This window comes from Bradyrhizobium sp., assembly GCF_035309285.1.
In the GTDB taxonomy this organism is placed as follows: Bacteria; Pseudomonadota; Alphaproteobacteria; order Rhizobiales; family Xanthobacteraceae; genus Bradyrhizobium.
Genome location: NZ_DATGFH010000032.1, coordinates 1 through 17672, shown reverse-complemented (window position 1 = coordinate 17672; position 17672 = coordinate 1). Strand labels below are relative to the sequence as shown.

Annotated in this window: 15 protein-coding genes; 1 reads left to right on the top strand and 14 read right to left on the bottom strand. The window is 63.9% G+C overall.

The window, feature by feature from the left end; all coding sequences use genetic code 11:
* The 8 genes from VKR55_RS07140 to VKR55_RS07105 form a co-directional block, all read right to left on the bottom strand.
* Positions 1-1239, bottom strand: a complete 1239-nt coding sequence (locus VKR55_RS07140; protein ID WP_324401188.1) for a class I SAM-dependent RNA methyltransferase — start codon at positions 1237-1239, stop codon at positions 1-3.
* On the bottom strand, positions 1232-1966 hold the full coding sequence (locus tag VKR55_RS07135; protein ID WP_324401186.1) for a TlyA family RNA methyltransferase: 735 nt from the start codon (positions 1964-1966) through the stop codon (positions 1232-1234). The genes VKR55_RS07140 and VKR55_RS07135 overlap by 8 nt, the downstream gene beginning before the upstream one ends.
* Before the next feature lie 7 nt (positions 1967-1973).
* On the bottom strand, positions 1974-2540 hold the full coding sequence (locus VKR55_RS07130) for a nucleoside 2-deoxyribosyltransferase (protein WP_324401184.1): 567 nt from the start codon (positions 2538-2540) through the stop codon (positions 1974-1976).
* 116 nt (positions 2541-2656) lie between these two features.
* Positions 2657-4585, bottom strand: coding sequence for a 1-deoxy-D-xylulose-5-phosphate synthase (gene dxs, locus VKR55_RS07125; RefSeq protein ID WP_324401182.1), 1929 nt, complete (start codon positions 4583-4585; stop codon positions 2657-2659).
* A gap of 339 nt (positions 4586-4924) precedes the next feature.
* Positions 4925-6223, bottom strand: coding sequence for an alpha/beta fold hydrolase (locus VKR55_RS07120; protein WP_324401180.1), 1299 nt, complete (start codon positions 6221-6223; stop codon positions 4925-4927).
* A 142-nt stretch (positions 6224-6365) separates the two neighbouring features.
* Positions 6366-6617 (bottom strand): exodeoxyribonuclease VII small subunit, encoded by a 252-nt coding sequence (locus VKR55_RS07115; protein ID WP_324401178.1) that lies wholly within the window; start codon positions 6615-6617, stop codon positions 6366-6368.
* An 83-nt stretch (positions 6618-6700) separates the two neighbouring features.
* The gene (locus VKR55_RS07110) at positions 6701-7642 is read right to left on the bottom strand and encodes a histone deacetylase family protein (RefSeq protein ID WP_324401176.1); all 942 of its coding nucleotides are present in this window, start codon (positions 7640-7642) and stop codon (positions 6701-6703) included.
* 253 nt (positions 7643-7895) lie between these two features.
* Positions 7896-9557: a bifunctional metallophosphatase/5'-nucleotidase gene (locus VKR55_RS07105; RefSeq protein ID WP_324401174.1), complete on the bottom strand. Its 1662-nt coding sequence runs from the start codon at positions 9555-9557 to the stop codon at positions 7896-7898.
* Positions 9558-9708: 151 nt separating this feature from the next.
* Between VKR55_RS07105 and VKR55_RS07100 the strand changes: the two genes are divergently transcribed.
* Entirely contained in the window at positions 9709-10002 is a 294-nt protein-coding gene (locus tag VKR55_RS07100; protein WP_324401172.1) for an antibiotic biosynthesis monooxygenase, read from the top strand.
* 170 nt (positions 10003-10172) lie between these two features.
* Here the strand turns inward: VKR55_RS07100 and VKR55_RS07095 are convergent, their stop codons facing one another.
* From VKR55_RS07095 to VKR55_RS07070, 6 genes are all read right to left on the bottom strand, one after another.
* The gene (locus tag VKR55_RS07095; protein ID WP_324401170.1) at positions 10173-11033 is read right to left on the bottom strand and encodes a hypothetical protein; all 861 of its coding nucleotides are present in this window, start codon (positions 11031-11033) and stop codon (positions 10173-10175) included.
* Positions 11034-11223: 190 nt separating this feature from the next.
* Positions 11224-12330: an FUSC family protein gene (locus VKR55_RS07090; RefSeq protein ID WP_324401168.1), complete on the bottom strand. Its 1107-nt coding sequence runs from the start codon at positions 12328-12330 to the stop codon at positions 11224-11226.
* Positions 12331-13104: 774 nt separating this feature from the next.
* Positions 13105-14445 (bottom strand): NTP/NDP exchange transporter, encoded by a 1341-nt coding sequence (locus tag VKR55_RS07085; protein WP_324401166.1) that lies wholly within the window; start codon positions 14443-14445, stop codon positions 13105-13107.
* 95 nt (positions 14446-14540) lie between these two features.
* The gene (locus VKR55_RS07080; protein WP_324401164.1) at positions 14541-15290 is read right to left on the bottom strand and encodes an NADPH-dependent F420 reductase; all 750 of its coding nucleotides are present in this window, start codon (positions 15288-15290) and stop codon (positions 14541-14543) included.
* Positions 15291-15451: 161 nt separating this feature from the next.
* Positions 15452-16351, bottom strand: a complete 900-nt coding sequence (locus VKR55_RS07075) for an aldo/keto reductase (RefSeq protein ID WP_324401162.1) — start codon at positions 16349-16351, stop codon at positions 15452-15454.
* 164 nt (positions 16352-16515) lie between these two features.
* Complete coding sequence (locus VKR55_RS07070; protein WP_324401160.1) at positions 16516-17262, bottom strand: ankyrin repeat domain-containing protein; 747 nt, start codon at positions 17260-17262, stop codon at positions 16516-16518.
* Positions 17263-17672 lie beyond the last annotated feature (410 nt).

The following is a 17672-nucleotide window of genomic DNA, read 5'->3' as shown; positions in this document are numbered from 1 at the left end:
TTAGCGCGAGAAGCGCGCCACCAGCTCGACATGCGGCGTGTGGCGGAATTGGTCAACCGGGGTGACGCCTTCGAGCTTGTAGCCGCCATCGACGAGGATGCGCGCGTCGCGGGCGAAGGTCGCGGCATTGCAGGAGACCGCAATCACGACCGGCACCTTGCTCGTCGCAAGCCGTTCCGATTGCGCCTGCGCCCCCTGCCGCGGTGGATCGAACACGACGGCGTCGTAGTCGCGGAGCTCCGCTGGCATCAGCGGGCGGCGAAACAGATCGCGCGCCTCGGCCTTGACGGGTTTCAGGCCGGACGTCGCGGTCGCGGCCTTCTGTAGCGCGGTGACCGCGCCGGCGTCAGAGTCGAAGGCGCTCACGCGCGAGCGCTTGGCGAGCCGCAGCGCAAACGGTCCGACGCCGCAAAAGAGATCGGCGATATGCCTGGCGCGGCCGGCGTGCTTTTCCACCAGCGCGGCCAGCGTCTCTTCGCCGGCGGCGGTCGCCTGCAGGAACGAGCCCGGCGGCAGGGTCACCTGCGCGGGGCCGATGGCGATGACCGGCGCATTCCGCATCAGCACCAGCTCGCCATGCCGCGTCAGCCTCGCCAGGCGATGCTTCTCCGCGATCCGCGACAGCGCCGTGATCATCGCCGCGGTGAGCGGACCGGAGCCGCGCACATCGATATCGAGCCCGTTCAGTGTTGCAGTGACCTGGATGTCGAGCGGCTTGCCGACCGAGATCAGCGCTTCCGCCAGCGCCCAGGCCGCCTCCAGTGCGCCGTTCAACGCCGGATCGAGGATCGGGCAGCGGTCAACCGCGATCACGTCGTGCGACTGCGCGGCGGCAAAGCCGACCTTAAGCACGTCATGCGTGCCCATCCGCGCGTGCAAGGTGATGCGGCGGCGGCCGGCGCCGTGGGCGTCGACAAGCGGCGCCACCTCGCAGTCGAGTTTTGACTGTCTCAGCGTCTCGACCACGAGCTGTTGCTTCCAGGCGCGATAGCGGTCATCCTGCCAATGCTGAATCGCGCAGCCGCCACAAACCCCGAAATGCGGACAGAACGGCGTGATGCGCTCGGGACTCGCCACATCGATCGCGAGCAAGTGCCGCCGATCGGGATGGCCGTGAACATCCTCGACCTCGACGGTCTCGCCGCCGAGCGTGTAGGGCACGTAGACCGCCTCGTGGCCTCCGCGCGCCACGCCATCGCCGCGATGGCCGACGTGATCGATGACGAGCTTTTCAACCACGTCGCGCGCCGAGGAAGAATTCGCTGTTGCCGTCGCCGCCCTTGATCGGCGAGGGGAACACCTTGATATCGGTGCAGCCCTGCGCCGCCGCGAACGCCGCGATCTCGTCACAGACTCGCTGGTGCACCGTGGTGTCGCGGATGATGCCGCCCTTGCCGTGTTTTCCCGGCGCCTCGAATTGCGGCTTGATCAACGCCAGCAGATGCATCGGTGCTGCGGCAAGCGACAGCGCCACCGGCAGCACCATCTTGAGCGAGATGAAGCTGACGTCGATGACGACGACGTCAGGCCGCGCCGGCAGGCGTTTGCCCGCGAACTTGCGGATGTCGGTTGCCTCCATCGAGACGATTTTCGGATTGCCCTGCAGCGAGGGATGGAGCTGGCCATGACCGACATCGATCGCGAACACGAGTGCCGCGCCATTGGCGAGCAGTACCTCGGTGAACCCTCCGGTGGATGCGCCGACGTCGAGGCAGATATGGTCCTCGATATCGATCGCGTACTGCTCCAGCGCTCCGGCGAGCTTGACGCCGCCGCGCGAGACGTAGGGATGCGCCGGCTCGGCCTGCAGCACGGCGTCGGCTTCGATGACTTCCGAGGGCTTTGCGACGGGCTTGTCGTTGGCGACGACGAGGCCAGCCTCGATCGCAGCCCGCGCCCGGGCCCGGCTTTCGAACAGCCCGCGCTCGACCAGGAGCAGATCGATGCGTTTCTTTGGAGCGGACATGCTTCGCTCATGAGGTTGGGCGCGCCGCGGCGCGCCGTTTCGCCGCCATGGCAACGCAAAGCTCGAACGCGGTCAAGTCGTGCCAGATGTCCGCAGGTTTTTCACGCGGCAGCACCAGCGCCGCACCGTGGAGCTCGAGCGCATGGATCATCATCAGATTGTCATGGTGCCCAAAATCTTCAACCGTCAGCCCGTCGGCATCGACCAGGCGGCCGTCGCGCCGCTCGACCTGCATGAATTTTCGCACGCGATCGGCATAGAGCGCAGGCTCATTGCAATAGGCGAGACAGAATTTGCCGCGGCCGGCCATATAGCCCAATTCGTAGACCGTGCCAGGATCGGCGCCCGCTCCGCGAAACGGCGTGAGATTGGCGATGATGGCGTCGCACTGGTCCATCATCGCCTCACAGGCCTTGAAGATCTTGAGCGAGGCGTCGGCAGCCGAAACATCGATGGTGGTGTCGAGCGGATAGTGCCCGGTGACGCCGTGGCGGGCGCAAATCCCGAGCTTGCGCCAGCCGATCTCCACCGCATCCGGCAGGAACACGTCGGGTCCTGCCAGATAGATGTTCATGGAATCACCGATGATGAAAACCTGTCATTCCGGGGCGAAGCGAAGCATCGAACCCGGAATCTCGAGATTCCGGGTTCGCCTCTTCGAGGCGCCCCGGAATGACAGGGCAAACTGCTTCAGGCGAGCTTCACCGTCTCGGTCTTGAAATCCTTGCCGAGGGTGTCGAACACCTTCTTGACGATGCTCTTGGCGTCGAGCCCGGCGCGGGCATACATCGCCGCAGGCGAATCGTGGTCGAGGAACACGTCGGGCAGGATCATCGAGCGGAACCGCAGCATGCCCGAATCAAGCATGCCCTGATCGGTGATGAACTGCATCACATGCGAGCCGAAGCCGCCGACGGCGCCTTCCTCGATGGTGATCAGGATCTCGTGATCGCGCGCAAGCTTGAGGACCATGTCCTCGTCGAGCGGCTTCATGAAGCGCGCATCCGCGATCGTCGCGGAGAGGCCGTGGGCGGCGAGTTCGTCGGCCGCCTTCTCGCATTCGGCAAGCCGCGTACCGAAGGACAGCAGCGCGACCTTCTTGCCTTCGCGGATGATGCGGCCCTTGCCGATCGGCAGCGGAACGCCGACTTCCGGCATCTCGACGCCGCGGCCTTCGCCGCGCGGATAGCGCAGCGCGCTGGGGCGGTCATTGATTGCAACTTGCGTCGCGACCATGTGCACCAGCTCGGCTTCGTCGGACGCCGCCATGATCACGAAGTTCGGCAGGCAGCCGAGATAGGCGTTGTCGAAGGAGCCGGCATGGGTCGCGCCGTCGGCGCCGACGAGGCCGGCGCGGTCGATGGCGAAGCGCACCGGCAGGCTCTGGATCGCGACATCGTGGACCACCTGGTCATAGCCGCGCTGCAGGAAGGTCGAGTAGATCGCGCAGAACGGCTTGTAGCCTTCGCTCGCAAGCCCGGCGGCGAAGGTCACCGCATGCTGCTCGGCGATACCGACGTCGAAAGAGCGCTTCGGAAACGCCTTGGCGAAAATGTCGATGCCGGTGCCGGACGGCATCGCCGCCGTGATGCCGACGACCTTCTCGTCCTTCTCCGCCTCCTTCACCAGGCTCTGGCCGAACACGTTCTGATAGGCCGGCGCGTTCGGCTTGGCCTTGGCCTGGGCGCCGGTCGCGACGTCGAACTTGACCACGGCGTGATATTTGTCGGCGGAGTTTTCGGCGGGGCCATAGCCCTTGCCCTTTTGCGTGACGACATGGACCAGGATCGGGCCGTCCTTCATGTCGCGGACGTTCCTCAGCACCGGCACGAGGTGGTCGAGGTTATGGCCGTCGATCGGGCCGACATAATAGAAGCCGAGCTCCTCGAACAGCGTGCCGCCGCCGACCATGAAGCCGCGCGAATATTCCTCGACGCGGTTGGCGCGGTTGGCGAGCACCTTAGGCAGGCGCTTGTTGATCTGTCTCGCGGCCTCGCGCAGCGTGCGATAGGTCTTGCCGGAATAAAGCCGCGACAGGTACGCGCTCATGGCGCCGACCGGAGGCGCGATCGACATGTCGTTGTCGTTGAGGATCACGATCAGCCGCGAGTTCATCGCACCGGCATTGTTCATGGCCTCATAGGCCATGCCCGCCGACATCGCGCCGTCGCCGATCACGGAGATCACGTTGTTCCTGCCGCCGGAGAGGTCGCGCGCCACGGCCATGCCGAGACCCGCCGAAATCGAGGTCGAGGAGTGCGCCGCGCCGAACGGATCGTAATCGCTTTCGCTGCGCTTGGTGAAGCCGGAGAGGCCGCCGCCGGTGCGCAGCGTGCGGATGCGGTCGCGCCGGCCGGTCAGGATCTTGTGCGGATAGGCCTGATGGCCCACGTCCCAGATCAGACGGTCGCGCGGGGTGTCGAAGATGTAGTGGATCGCGGTCGTGAGTTCCACGACGCCGAGGCCCGCGCCGAAATGGCCGCCCGTCACCGAAACGGCGTCGATCATCTCCTGCCGCAACTCGTCGGCGACCTGCCGAAGCTGATCCACCTTGAGCTTGCGCAGGTCATCCGGTGTGTTGATCGTATCCAGAAGCGGGGTCTTGCTGAATGTGGTCACGGCATAAATCCAGTGTTGCAGGTCGGAGCCAAAGTCCCGACACGAGATGGGTTGCACAGCCGGGCCGGCTTGGCGGCCCTGGTCTGCCCGCGGTTAGTCGCCTGGGCATTTGCCCGGGTTGAAAGCTTAAACGTGCTCCAGATCGGTCAATGTGATGTCAGTCACTTTTCGTGGCTTTTCCGTTCCGGTCATTTTCTCTTGCTTTTACAGGCATTTAGCACAACCGGAATCCGGCCGCCGACTGCCGGCAGAAGCCCATAGTCCCCCGACCATTACACCAAACAGGCCATCGAAGCCAACCCGCGAAGGTGGAGGAGCGCCATGTAAGGCGCCTCGGGGTTAACCGCCGGCGTGCGCGGAGGGTTCCTTGCCGCCCAGCTCGGCGGCAGCTTTTCCGGAGACAGGAGCACACTCGATCGCCTGCCAAGCCTTTTCGCGGGCCGCCGGGGCACCGGTTGCGATCGCAAGGGCGGCCTGCGGATGCGCCGTCCGCTCGCGCAGCGGAACGGGGCCGCAGACCAGCATGAAGAACTCGTGGGCGTGCGGCATCTCGCTGGCCATCACGAACTGGAAGTGGACGCGGAAGAATTGCCAGCGGAACCGGTCGTAGTTCTCCGGCAGGATCATCTCGCGGAACCTGATCGGCACGATGGTCGGGTTGCGCCTTGCTGCGCCTGCGTCGATGCCGTGACTTGCGATCGGATCGAGATCGAAGAAATTCATCACGTCCTTGCGCGCCTGGCAGTCGACCCAGTCGATCGAGGGCTCGACCGCGAGCTCGCGCAGGTGCTCGCGGAACTCCGCGGACACTTTCTGGAAGCCGATGATCGGAAAATTGCCGCCGAGCGTGAGCAGCGCCACGCGCGGCCCGTGCCTGCCGAGCGACGGATCGAGCTTCAACGCGCGTGCCATGATTTCAGCGCCGAGGAACGAGCCGGAGGAGTGGCCGACCAGCACGATCTCCTCGGCTTCGCCCGCGCGGGCGACGTCGGCGAGATGCTGCGCGAAGCGGTCGAGCCGTTCGTCCCACTCTGGGCGCTCGCGATGGGCGAACTCCCAGGTCCAGATCGTGTCGCACATCAGATAGAGCACATAGGTGCGCTTCTCGGTGAATTTCAGCGCCGTCCACAGCACGCCGAAGAAGAAGATCGCGGCGGCGATCGTGTCGAACGGCGGGGGGACGCCGGCGGCAATCAGGCCGCGGCGCATGAAAGACGCGGCGGTCGCAACGCAGGCGACCTCGAGCCAGAAGATGATGTGCGGCCAGGTCATGAAGATCAGGAACCGCCAGTTCGCCTTCATGAAGCGGAACACGGTGCCGTGGATGATCAGGCGCAGATAGATCCAGGTCGTATAGGTGATAATGTGCCAGATCGGCAGCGCGAGGTCGCGTTGGATGAAATCCTCAAAGCGCAGGAAGTCGTAGGTCGTGCGCGTCTGCCAATCGCCCGCTTGCGTCTCGATGGTCCAGGACGCGATCTCGCTTCCGGTGATGGTCTGCGGGCGGCTGATATTGGTCGTGAGGCTGTACAGCTTCTCGAACTTGCGCAGCTCCGTGCGGAACATGCGGTAATATTGCGCCAGGCCGCGCGGGTCGTACCCCTGCACATAGATGACATGGCGGCTTTTGACGCGCACTGAACCTGAGATCCCCGGCGGATATTCCCGCGGGGGACTATAGCAGGCGACCTGTTGCGCCAAGAGCGATTTCGGCCCGACGCAGGCCGAAACCGGTGAAATTCTGCTAATGTTCCCTTGAGGTTAAACCTGCTGAAGGGGCTTACTGGACGTCGAGCGGGGCCGTGCCCGCGGCAGCACCGGACGCATCCGTCGTGATCTTATCGACCCGGGCTTCGGCCTGGCGCAGCAGTTCTTCGCAGCGGCGCTTCAGCGCCTCGCCGCGCTCATAGATCGCAACCGATTCCTCCAGCGGCACCTTGCCGTCCTCGAGCCTTTTGACGATCGTCTCCAGTTCCTCGATCGCGCGCTCGAAGGAGAGCTTCTTCACGTCCACGGAAGCGTTCTCGCCCATGCTGGTTTCCCTAAAAATTCTACTCTGCACTAGCGTCGGCGGCGGAAAGGTAAGGCCGCCACTGCGGGCGGATTGTGGCGCGTTCAAGGTTTTGGCATGGTGCCCATCAACGCGCTCACATGCGCCGCAACCGATTCCTTCAGCCCCTGCAGGTCATAGCCGCCTTCCAGCACCGACACAACTCGTCCGCCCGCGGAAGCCTCTGCAATATCCATCACCTTCTTCGTCACCCAGCCGAAATCCTCGCCCTTGAGATTGATCGAAGCCAGCGGATCGCGGTGATGCGCGTCGAAGCCGGCGGAGATGATGATGAGCTCGGGCGCGAATTGTTTGAGCCGCGGCAGAATTGCATTCTCGAAGGCGGAGCGGAATTGCGCACTGCCGTCCTCGGGCGCCAGCGGCGCGTTGACGATGGTGTCGTGCTCGCCGCGCTCGCCGCGGCTGCCTGTGCCCGGAAACAGCGGCATCTGGTGCGTCGAGCAATACATCACGGTCGGATCGGCCCAGAAGATGTCCTGCGTGCCGTTGCCGTGATGCACGTCGAAATCGATCACGGCCGCGCGCGCGATGCCGTATTTGCGCTGCGCGTGGCGCGCGGCGATGGCGGCGTTGTCGAAGAAGCAAAAACCCATCGGGGTCGACTTCTCGGCGTGATGGCCCGGCGGGCGCACCGCGACGAAGGCGTTGTTGTGCGCCCCGGTCATGATCGCATCGGTCGCGGCCACCGCGCCGCCGACGCCGCGCATCATCGCTTCCCAGGTGCCGGGCGACATCGAGGTGTCGCCATCGATATAGACGAGGCCGTTCGCGGGCGCCACGTGCCGCAGCTCGGTGATGTAATGCTCGCCATGGCACAGCGCGACAGAATCGAGATCTCCCTCCGGCGCCTCCGCGCGCGCCAGCGCATTGAAGCGCTCTTCGGAGAGCGCCTCCGCGATCGCGCGCAGGCGATCCGGACGCTCGGGATGGCCCGGCGGCGTCAGATGATCGAGGCAGGCGGGGTGGCTCAGAAGAAGCGTGGACATGAATGACCCTGGCGCTCGGGAGCGCGCGAACAACAGGCGGCTAATCTAGGGTGTCGCGGACGCATGCGAAAGGGGCCGCGGATTTCCGTTCACCTCTCCCCGGCGGGGAGAGGTCGGATTGTGAAGCAATCCGGGCGAGGGCTCTAAATCCCACGAGAGACCGTAACCCCCTCACCCGGATCGCATCTTTCGATGCGATCCGACCTCTCCCACAACGGGAGAGGTGCACCGAGTTTGTCGCGTCAGAGTATATTCAATTTACGCGCGTGATCCGCGCCGGCGCTGGCGGCGCGATCGGACTGTGCGCTGCGAACCATGCGAACAGCGCGTCGTTGTCGTAGACACCGAATTGCGGAGCCGTGCCGCCCTTGAGGACGGTAAATCCGTCGCCACCGAGCGAAAGATAATTGTTGATGGTGACGCGATAGGTCCTTGCGGGATCGATCGGCGCGCCATCGAGCGTCATCGACGCCGCGTCGACATGCGCGCCGAACGGCTTGGTGCCGTCCCAGGCATAGCTGAATCCTTTTGAAACCTGCAGGATGCGCGGCCAGTTCGGATCGCTCCATTGCTGCTCGAGTGCGGCCTTGATCTCTGCGCCGGTGAGGTTGAGCGTCACGAGCTGATTGCGGAAGGGCTGGCTTGCGAATACGTCGGCGTAAGTCACCGTGCCGTCGCCCCTTTTCTCGATATCGGTGCGAATGCCGCCGGGATTGGTCATGGCCATCACGGCGCCTCCGTCACCCTCGCTTGCGGTGGCGGCGAGTTGTGCATCCGCGATGACGTCGCCAAGCGCGCTTTCGCCGGCAAGGTTCGGCACGCGCGACAGTGTTTCCGCGACCGTTCCAGCGCGGCGGTTGGCGATGGGGCCTGCAACCTTGTCGTAGGCTTCGAGCAATGCTGTTTGCTCGGAATCCTTCGCGAGCGACGTGCGGACGATGACGTTGTCCGCCCTGGCGCTGATCACGTCGCGCGTCTTGGGATCGAGCTTCACGTCGATTGCGGTGACCAGCGTGCCGTATTTGCCGGCCGAGGTGACGAGGCGCCCGTCGATGTCGCAGACATAGGCTTGATGGGTATGGCCGCTGATCACGATATCGACGGCGCGGTCGAATCTCTTCACCATGTCGACGATCGGCCCGGAGATGCCCGGGCACTCATTGTAGTCCCCGGCGGGTTGACCGCCTTGGTGGATCAGCACGACAATGGCTTCCACGCCCTTCGCCTTCAGCTCTGGCACGAGCGCATTCACGGTTGCCACCTCGTCGCGGAATTCGAGGCCGGCGGCACTCGCGGGCGAGATGATGTCGGCCGTCCCCTTCAGCGTGAGGCCGATGAAGGCAACCGGAACGCCGTCATACGTCTTGATCTCGTAGGGCGGAAACAGCGTCTTGCCGCTGTCTTTCACAACGGTCGAGGCGGCGAGATAGTGGAATGTCGCGCCCGGAAACGGATGCGGCCCGAGGCATTTGTCGACCGGATGGCAGCCGCCATTCTGCATCCTGAGCAGCTCGTCCTTGCCCTCGTCGAATTCATGGTTGCCGACGGCGGCGATCTCGAGCCCCATCAGCGACAGCGACTCGATGGTCGGCTCGTCATGAAACATCGACGACAAAAACGGGCTCGCGCCGATCAGGTCGCCGGCCGCGACAAACACGGTGTCCTTGTGGCCCTGGCGAAGCTCGTTCACCAGGGTCGCCATATGCTCGGCGCCGCCCGCCGGAACGACGATCCTTTTTGTCTTGTCGGCGGGATCCACAATGCGGATGCCGCCCGGCGGCGGCCGCAGAAAGCCGTGGAAATCGTTGATCGCGAGAATGCGCAGATCGACGGGAGCGGTTTGGGCGAAGGTGGAGGTGGCCAGCGCAAGCAGGAGCGCGAGCGCCACCAGCGCCTGACGAGGCAGGTTGATCATGCGGGGCATCCTAGGATGCCGACGCGACGGTTTCACGAAGCCCCCCGATCGAACAAGTGTGATGCTGCAGCTCGCCCGGCATGATCTACCATCAGCCGCGGGCCGATGCGATGCCCGCGCCCAAAATCGATGCAGCCGGAAGGAGGATCTCATGTATGCCGCCATCCGTCAGGCCAAGGCGAAGGCCGGCACAGCCGAGGAGCTGGCGCGCCGGATCAAGGAAGGGGCCATTCCGATCATCAGCGACGTCGACGGGTTCAAGGCCTATTACGTGGTCTACGCAGGCGACGACACCGTCACCGCGATCAGTGTGTTCAACAATTTTGCGAGCGCGGAAGAGGCGAACAGGCGCGCGCTCGCCTGGATCGATGAGAATCTCGGGCCGCTCCTGGTCGGGCAGGTGAGTGCAGTCGCCGGCCCCGTGATCGTGCATACGCTTGCGTGAGTGGTGATGAATCTTAGCTGTCGTCATGGCCGGGCTTGACCCGGCCATCCATCCCCATCAACGACTCTTTTTGAAGATCGATGGATGCCCGGGCCTTCACCGCGCCGAAGGGGCTTCGGCCCTGCAGGCGGGTCAAGCCCGGGCATGACGAGTTCAATTTTTTGACTCCGCTAGTTCGCCACCGCGTCGGCCGCCGGCGCGTCGCTGGCCGTGTTGGCGGCAACCGGTGTCTTCGACGGATCGGGGTCGAACCCGAACACGCCGACCAGATATTTATAGTAGTCGGGCAGCTTCTCCTTCAGCGCCTCGCGGGTCTTCGGCTCGTGGATCGATTCCTTGCCGGCGAGGAAGATGCTGGCAGTGACCGCGAAGAACTCCCGATCGTTCTTCATGGTGTAGGATTTCTTGTCCAGGAGGTCCTTGGACTTGGCGTAGGCGTAATAGCCCTTGATGCCCCGGTTGTTGTAGCCGTTGGGCATCAGCCGCGCGTGATAGGCGTGCAGGAATTCGTGCAGCAGGATCGGATCGTCGGTGTACTGGGTCATGGTTGGCCGCAGCATGATGACGCCGATCCCGGAATCGGCCGCGAGGTCGATGATGTCGGGGTTGGTCCATTGCTGCTTGTCGTGATCCCAGAGCGTGACGCCGTGGGTCGACGGACGGCTGAGTTTCCGTGCGACCGGGCCGTAGCAGGCGATCGTCGCTGTCTCCTCGAGACAGTCGGTCTCGGTCGCCACGATCGGAATCGAATGGAAGAAGCTCAACACCATCGGGCTGAGGCCCGCATTTTCCACCATGTCGAGCTGGTGCTTCAGGTTCTCTTCGATCTTGTCGATGTCCTTGCGGCCTGCATAGTCGGACAGGTCGTACATGTAGCCACGATATTTCTGGAAGTCGGCTGCCGTGGTCGGCCGAGGCGTGTCGCTGTTCGCATCAACCTGGATGATGCGCGCGCCCGCGAGAGCGGGACCCGCCAAGCCCATGCCGAGCGTCATCGCCAGCATCACCGGAACGACTGTATAAGCGCGCATGATTGTTTCCCTCCTGCCAAGAAGCTGCGGGAGCCTACCCGAGGCGAATTGCAGCGCCGTTAGTGCGGTAGTTTGGATTGCGGGATCGCGGTTATGACGGCATTAACCAGCGGGCGCATGATCCGGAAAAGTGGAGGCCGGTTTTCCGACAAGATCATGCGCGAACAATCGGCTAAAGCGCTATAGCGCTTTAGTTCTGCGTCCATTCGCCGACCACGCGGTGCACCTCTTTGAGGTGCTCGCGCATCTGTTCGAGCGCAAAGCCGAGCGCGAAGAAGCGCTCGGCGTCCTCGCTCGACATGGTGCGGGTGAGACCATCACGCCGGACCGCGCCGAAGGCATCGCTATAGGCGCGGAATGCGGTTTCGACCGCCTCCAGCGACGGCGGCGCTTGCCGCGCGCGCAAGGCGGTGCCGCTGGCGTGCAGGAAATCGCCGACGGCAGGAGCGATTGTCTGCAAGGATGGCGTGAGCCGCGTTTCAACCTCCGGCGGCATCTCGCATCCGACGGCGCGGCCGAGAATGACGATGTCGTGGCGCAGGCGCAGCAGCGTGCGGAGCAGCGGCCCGGTGTCGGGACCGGAGGTGAGACGGGCGGTGCGCTCATGCTCGGCCTCGGCGCCGGTCGCATTCAGCTTGGTGAGGAAGGCTCCGATCTTCGCATTGATCTCCCGGACGTCGGGGCGCTCGCCGCCGCAATGGTGGTCCAGCAATTGCGAGAGCGCATCCGCCACAAGCTCCAGCGTGTCGGCGGCGGCGTCGGTGGTGAGCGCGTGTGCGCGCGAGGGGAAGACGAGAACGGAGACGAGGAAGCCGATGAGGCCGCCCACCGTGACCTCGAGCACGCGGTCCATCGCGGAGGCGACCGGGCTCACATGCTGCATGCTTGGCACCAGCAGCACGATGATGGCGGTGATCGGCAGCACGTTGAAATTGGCCTTGAAGGCCGCGATGAAGGCGAGCGGCGCGATCGCGAGCGCTAGCACGGCGAACAGCGCGAACTCGCTCTGGTGCGGAATCAGGATCGCGAGCGCGCCGCCATAGGCGACGCCGGCGAGCGTCCCCATCAGATAGTCGGTCGCGACCTTGATCGAACGGCCCAGACTCATCTGCGTCACGATCAGCGAGGTCAGCACCGCCCAGAGCGGCAGCTTGAGATGCGCGACCTGCGCGATCAGGAGCGACGACAGGGCCGACACCGTGACGCGCAGCGCCAGGATGAGCTGCAGGCGATGGCGATACGCCGCCGCCCGGATTTGGGTCAGCGGGGCAGGGCTGGGTTTCAGCTCGTCGGACATCGGACGGGCATATCATCGATATCGCAGGAATACTCAAGTGGATACCGTGCAACTGATGCCCGGAATCAATCCTGATCTGACGGCTCGGCTCCCGTCTGTTGCCGCGCAAGGACGTCCTGCCTGCGCCTGAGCCACCAGCTACTAGCGAGCAAAATCGCAGAGGTTCCGGCGGCAACGGGCGAGTTTGCCTGCTTCGGTCGGAACCAATCGGCGCGTCGAGCCGCACACGTGGTCGCGAAAAAGATTCCAAATTTTAACCCACGATACTGACACTGGACACGTCGCGGGCGTACACATTTCACTCGTGGGGCATCAACGGACAAACGAGTTTGGACCGCCGCGATGAGCCCTTCCCAGCACCGCATAGCCGCTTTCGCCAGTATCAGCGCTCGTCTTCTTGCTCAGCTCCGGGAACTGGAGCAACTGCGCGATCAGCTAAACAAGCAAGAGCTATGGATGGCGCAGAAACGCTCAGCTTCCTCGACCTCGAGCGCGCGCCCGCCGGCGCGGAAGGCCGCCCAGCTCGTCCTCTATTCTCGTCAAGATCAGGCAGAAGTTCGTGGAGAAACCTGAGGACCTCGACGAAAGGCGTGTTGTTCGGTCTTCTCATCACGCTGGGCGCACCCGCAATGCGCAGCGTGATTGACGGCGGCCTGAATCTTCCGAGATGAGCTCGAGAGAGGGCTGGGTTTTGGCTCGTCGGCCATCGGACGGGCATGTCCGCGATATCGCGGGGATACTCAAGCGGATAACGCGCAACTGGTGCCCGCGCGATCAATCCTGATCTGACGGCTCGGCTGCCTGCTGTTGCCGCGCAAGGACGTCCTGCCTGCGCCCGAGCCACCAGCTATTGGCGAGCCAGATCGCCGAGGCGACTGCGGCGACCACGGATATCTCGGTTGCCCCGAGCTTGAGAAAGGACAGCAGCGCAAACGACCAGGCGCCGATCTGGTCGCCGAGCCGATAGACCGCGGTGTCGATAAAGCTCTTGGCCTTGTAGCGGTCCTCCCGCGGCACCACGGTGAACAGGATTTCGCGGGTGGGACGCGCGATCGAAAAATTCCCGGCGCGCCGGACGATCTGAAACGCCACGACCGAGGCCAGCGAGGGCACCAGTGCGATCGCGCCGAAACCAAGGAAGCTCGCGGCCGGCAGCATCGAAAGCGTAGTGCCGACGCCGAACCGCTTGAGAATGCGCCCTGTCAGGAAAAGCTGGACCGCGAGCGTCAGAACATTCACGCCAAGGTCAATAGCGGCGAAAAACTGCGTTTGGGCGGCGCGGTTCGAAAATGCGTGGCTGATGACGGAGGCCTGCTGAAAATACAGGAAGGTCGACGTGACCGCATAGAGCAGCAGGAACAGGCTGACGTTGAGCAGATAGCTCGACGAGAGCGCATCGCGAAAGCCGGCGAGCAGCGTCCCTCCGATCGGTCTTTCATCGTTCTGTTCCGCCTTGGGCCGCTCCGACAGGGACGCCGACAGGGCGGCCAGCCGGCGGACGCAGAACACCGCGATCTCGATCATGATGGCCGAGCCGATCATCAGATAGCCCGGCGCGACATGCTGGACGGTCGAGACGGTGAAGGTGGATCCCGCGATGGCGCCGAGCGTGGCGCCGGCCGCGATGAAGCCGAACAGCCGCTTGCCCTGCTCAGCCGCGAACACATCCACGATCATCTGCCAGAAGATGGAGACGACAAACAAATTGAAGACGGACGTCCAGATGAAGAACACGCGCCCGATCCAGATCGTCTGCTCGGGCGTCGCAATGTAGAGTGCTACCGCGAACAGGAGGATGTTTGCGATGAAGAACCGGTAGGAGATTGCGATGAATTTTTCGCGGGGAAAGCTCTTGACGAGGTAGGAGAAGGGAACGTTGAGCACGAGCATGCCGATCAGCGTGCCCGTGAACAGCCATTGTAGATTTTTCACGCCGCCTGCGATACCCATCTGGTCGCGGATCGGGCGCAGGATGTAGTAGGACGACAGCAGCGAGAAAATGTAGAGCCAGGCCCAGGCGAGGGCGGGCGCCTCGCTGGGCCTGACGTCGATGATCCCCTTCAGGAAACGATGCAGGGCAGAGTCGGAGCGTTGCGGCGCATCTGCGAGTGCCATGCGGTGAATTCCCTGTTATACTCATTGCGCATGATCTTTTCGGAAAACCGCTGCACACTTTGCGCTAACGCGGCCCTTCGGGTCCGGATCATGCGCTACTTCAACGTGTCGGCCTTCTGGCGCATTTGTGTGGCCGTCAATTGAAGGCCGTAGAGCGGAGCGCCTTGCTGGAAATCCTTGGCGCGCGCCAAGGAGCCGATCACGACCGGATCGAATCCGGCATCATGCACCAGCGTGGAGGCGACGGTGAGGGCGTCCTCGTCGTCGCCGGCGATCGGAATCGCCATGCGGTCACCCGGTCGGTTGGCCTCCGAGGCGAAATATTTGTAGCTCATGGTGTTGAAGGCCCGCACGATCCGCGCGCCCGGCAGATATTTGGCTGACGTCGCGCCGATGCCTTGCTCCTTGGCCTCGGCGGCGAGCTCCGGACCGTCGCGGCGCGCGACGGCATTGCCCGCGTCGAGCACGACCTTGCCTGAGAGTTTCTTGCCATAGTCCTGGCCGATCTGCGGATAGGCGACGTAGGGCACGGCAATGAAAACGACGTCGCCGAAGTCGATCGCTTCGCCCACCGTGCCGGATTTCGCAAGGCCGCCCAATCCCCGCACCATGGGCACCAGCTCGTCGGGATGGCGCGAGGAGAACATCACGGGATGACCGGACTTCACCCACAGCGAGCCAACGGTGCTGCCGATATGCCCGGCCCCGATCACGCCGATCTTCACCGGGGTGGTGTCGGCCAGGGCGCGGCGCGAAGCGGCCGAAGTCGCAAGTGCAAGGCCGGCCAATGCACCGGCACGCAGGAGGGATCGACGATCGGGGCGGGCGCGGTCGGCATCGGACATGGGTTCATCTCCCGAGTTCTTTTTGCGGCGCACGATACGCGTAACAACAACCAGCGATGCGATTTATTCAATCATGCAATCGGCGTCAGGGCTGCATTGCAGGGCGCACGGATCACGCGATCGTAATCGCCGGCACTCACGGTGCGGTGAGGAACCGGCGCCTACAGCGTGGTGAAGAAATCGATCATCGCCTGGCGCTGCCTGGCGTCCGGGAAGCGGCCGCGCCCGGCGCTGACATTATCGGCGAGATGCGCAGGATTTGTGGTTCCGGGAATGACGGCCGTCACCGCTTCGTGACCCAGCAGGAACTTCAGAAAGAACTCCGGCCAGGTCGTTGCATCGAATTCACGGGCCCAGTCCGGAACGCGTTTGCCGCGCACCGCCGCGAACACGGAGTTGTGCCCATAGGGCAGCGCGGTGAGGACCGCAGCTCCGGCGTCGTGCGCCGCGGGCAGCAGCCGCTTCTCCGCCGTGCGGTCGGCCAGCGAATAGTCGACCTGGAAGAAATCGGGCTTCTCCCGGCGGATGACCGCTTCGGCGGCGTCGTAGGCGCCCTTGAACGTCGTCGTGACGCCGACAAAGCGGCAGAGGCCTTGTCCCTTCCAGTCGCGAAACGGCGCCAGATCCTGATGCGGGTTCTCCACATTGTGCAATTGCAAGAGGTCGACCTGCTGATAGCGCAGCCGCTTCAGCGAATGGCGGAATTCGGCTAGTCCCCCCTTGCGGCTGCCGTCCTCGATCTTGGTGGCAAGAAAGACCTTGGCGCGATCCTGATCGCTCAGGAGATCGCCCAGCACGCTTTCGGCCTCGCCATAGGACGAGGCCGTGTCGATCAGCTTGCAGCCCTGTGAAAGGAGATCATCGACGACCTTTTTGAGCTTGTCTCGCTCCGCGCCTTTCGGGCGCGTCATGAAGTCATTCGCGGTACCGAGCCCGATCACCGGAATGTGCTCGCCCGAATGCGGGATCGCCTTGGTCGCAACGGGCGAATCCGCTTGCGCAGCAACGGGCCTTGCCTCGCCTACAGCACATAGCACCGCGGCGCCAGTCGCACCTCGCATGAAGTCGCGTCGTGAAGATGTTTTGGACGGGAAGCTCGCACGCATCGATCGACCTCCGGCAGCCGTGACAGGTGCAGGAAAACGTTTTCGCCGGGCGCGAAGCGGCAATCCAGCAAAGAAATCGTGATCAAAGTGATGTGAGGGCGTACCAGCCGCATTCCGCCTCAGCCGGCCTTCGTCGCGCGTTTCGCGCCCTTGTCGATCAGCCACGCCGCGACATCGCGCTGTCCTGCTTTCTCGGCGATATCGAGCGCTGTCTGCCTGCTCCAGGGCGCGGGCCAGTCGAGATTGGCGCCGTGCGACAATAGATGTTGCGCGGCCGCGAGTTGGCCGCCGCGGCAGGCGTTCCAGAACGGCCCCGACAACTCCTCACCGCGGAGCGAAGGATCGGCTTCCAGGCGCTGCTTGATCTCTTCCAGCATGCCGAGGGCTGCTTCATGCCAGAGCTCGGTCTTGGCGCCTCGCGCGACCAGCCGACGCGCGCCCTGCCATTGACCATAGCCGACGGCGCAGGAGAGCGGTGATCCGCCGTTGATCGATGAACCCTCACGCTCGATATCGGCGCCGGCATCGAGCAGCGCGTCGATCAGCGCGACGTCGTCATTGCTCGCGGCCCAATGCAGCGGCGCTTCGCGGTGCCACGCTCCGACCGCAGGCGCGTCGAGGTCGGCGCCGGCCGCGGCGAGGATTTTGACGATCGCGCCAGCGTTCGGACAATGTCCGGGCCAATCGGCGAAGAGATGTAGTGTGGTTCGTCCGCCGCCCTTCTGATCCGTGACAAGGCAGTTCGCCAGTGCGGGCTCGCCCGCCAGCAGCCGTTCAAGCCGGGCGACATCGCCCTGCTTGAGTGCCGCGGTGAGCTCGATGGCGCGCGGGTCGCTGGCGCGCAAGGTGAGGCGGTCCGCGGTCATGTCGTGCACTCCATCTGCGATACGGTAGCAAAAGCTATTTTCTGCCGATTTCGCGGCGCTCGCATTCACGAACAGGTGCATGACCGCTTCGCTATATCTTTCAAGCGGTTGCAGCACGTGATTTGCCCGACGGGCTGATTTTCAGAAATCGTGTCAAGGCCTCGCGTCAAAAATAATTCGCTTTATCGGAAGCGCAAATCAATTGTAGGGTCTGCGCCGTCCCGTGGCCTCCAGGAGGGGCGTATCGCGATCGTCACGAAACGTGGGCCGCGGGATGCGATGGACGTGAGGGTGCTCAGCGCGCTTGCCGCGCCGACGAAAGCATTCCTCGCGGACGAGCGAAATCGTGCGGTCCCGACGCCCCGACGCTGGCGTCAAGTTTCTCGCTGACACGTTCGCGGGAAGCGACG

What these genes read in the sequence shown, in the direction of transcription:
- VKR55_RS07135 (WP_324401186.1), bottom strand. Translation starts at nt 1,966, where the DNA reads ATGTCCGCTCCAAAGAAACGCATCGATCTGCTCCTGGTCGAGCGCGGG.
- VKR55_RS07130 (WP_324401184.1), bottom strand. Translation starts at nt 2,540, where the DNA reads ATGAACATCTATCTGGCAGGACCCGACGTGTTCCTGCCGGATGCGGTG.
- VKR55_RS07115 (WP_324401178.1), bottom strand. Translation starts at nt 6,617, where the DNA reads ATGGGCGAGAACGCTTCCGTGGACGTGAAGAAGCTCTCCTTCGAGCGC.
- VKR55_RS07110 (WP_324401176.1), bottom strand. Translation starts at nt 7,642, where the DNA reads ATGTCCACGCTTCTTCTGAGCCACCCCGCCTGCCTCGATCATCTGACG.
- VKR55_RS07105 (WP_324401174.1), bottom strand. Translation starts at nt 9,557, where the DNA reads ATGATCAACCTGCCTCGTCAGGCGCTGGTGGCGCTCGCGCTCCTGCTT.
- VKR55_RS07100 (WP_324401172.1), top strand. Translation starts at nt 9,709, where the DNA reads ATGTATGCCGCCATCCGTCAGGCCAAGGCGAAGGCCGGCACAGCCGAG.
- VKR55_RS07095 (WP_324401170.1), bottom strand. Translation starts at nt 11,033, where the DNA reads ATGCGCGCTTATACAGTCGTTCCGGTGATGCTGGCGATGACGCTCGGC.
- VKR55_RS07090 (WP_324401168.1), bottom strand. Translation starts at nt 12,330, where the DNA reads ATGTCCGACGAGCTGAAACCCAGCCCTGCCCCGCTGACCCAAATCCGG.
- VKR55_RS07085 (WP_324401166.1), bottom strand. Translation starts at nt 14,445, where the DNA reads ATGGCACTCGCAGATGCGCCGCAACGCTCCGACTCTGCCCTGCATCGT.
- VKR55_RS07080 (WP_324401164.1), bottom strand. Translation starts at nt 15,290, where the DNA reads ATGTCCGATGCCGACCGCGCCCGCCCCGATCGTCGATCCCTCCTGCGT.
- VKR55_RS07075 (WP_324401162.1), bottom strand. Translation starts at nt 16,351, where the DNA reads ATGCGAGGTGCGACTGGCGCCGCGGTGCTATGTGCTGTAGGCGAGGCA.
- VKR55_RS07070 (WP_324401160.1), bottom strand. Translation starts at nt 17,262, where the DNA reads ATGACCGCGGACCGCCTCACCTTGCGCGCCAGCGACCCGCGCGCCATC.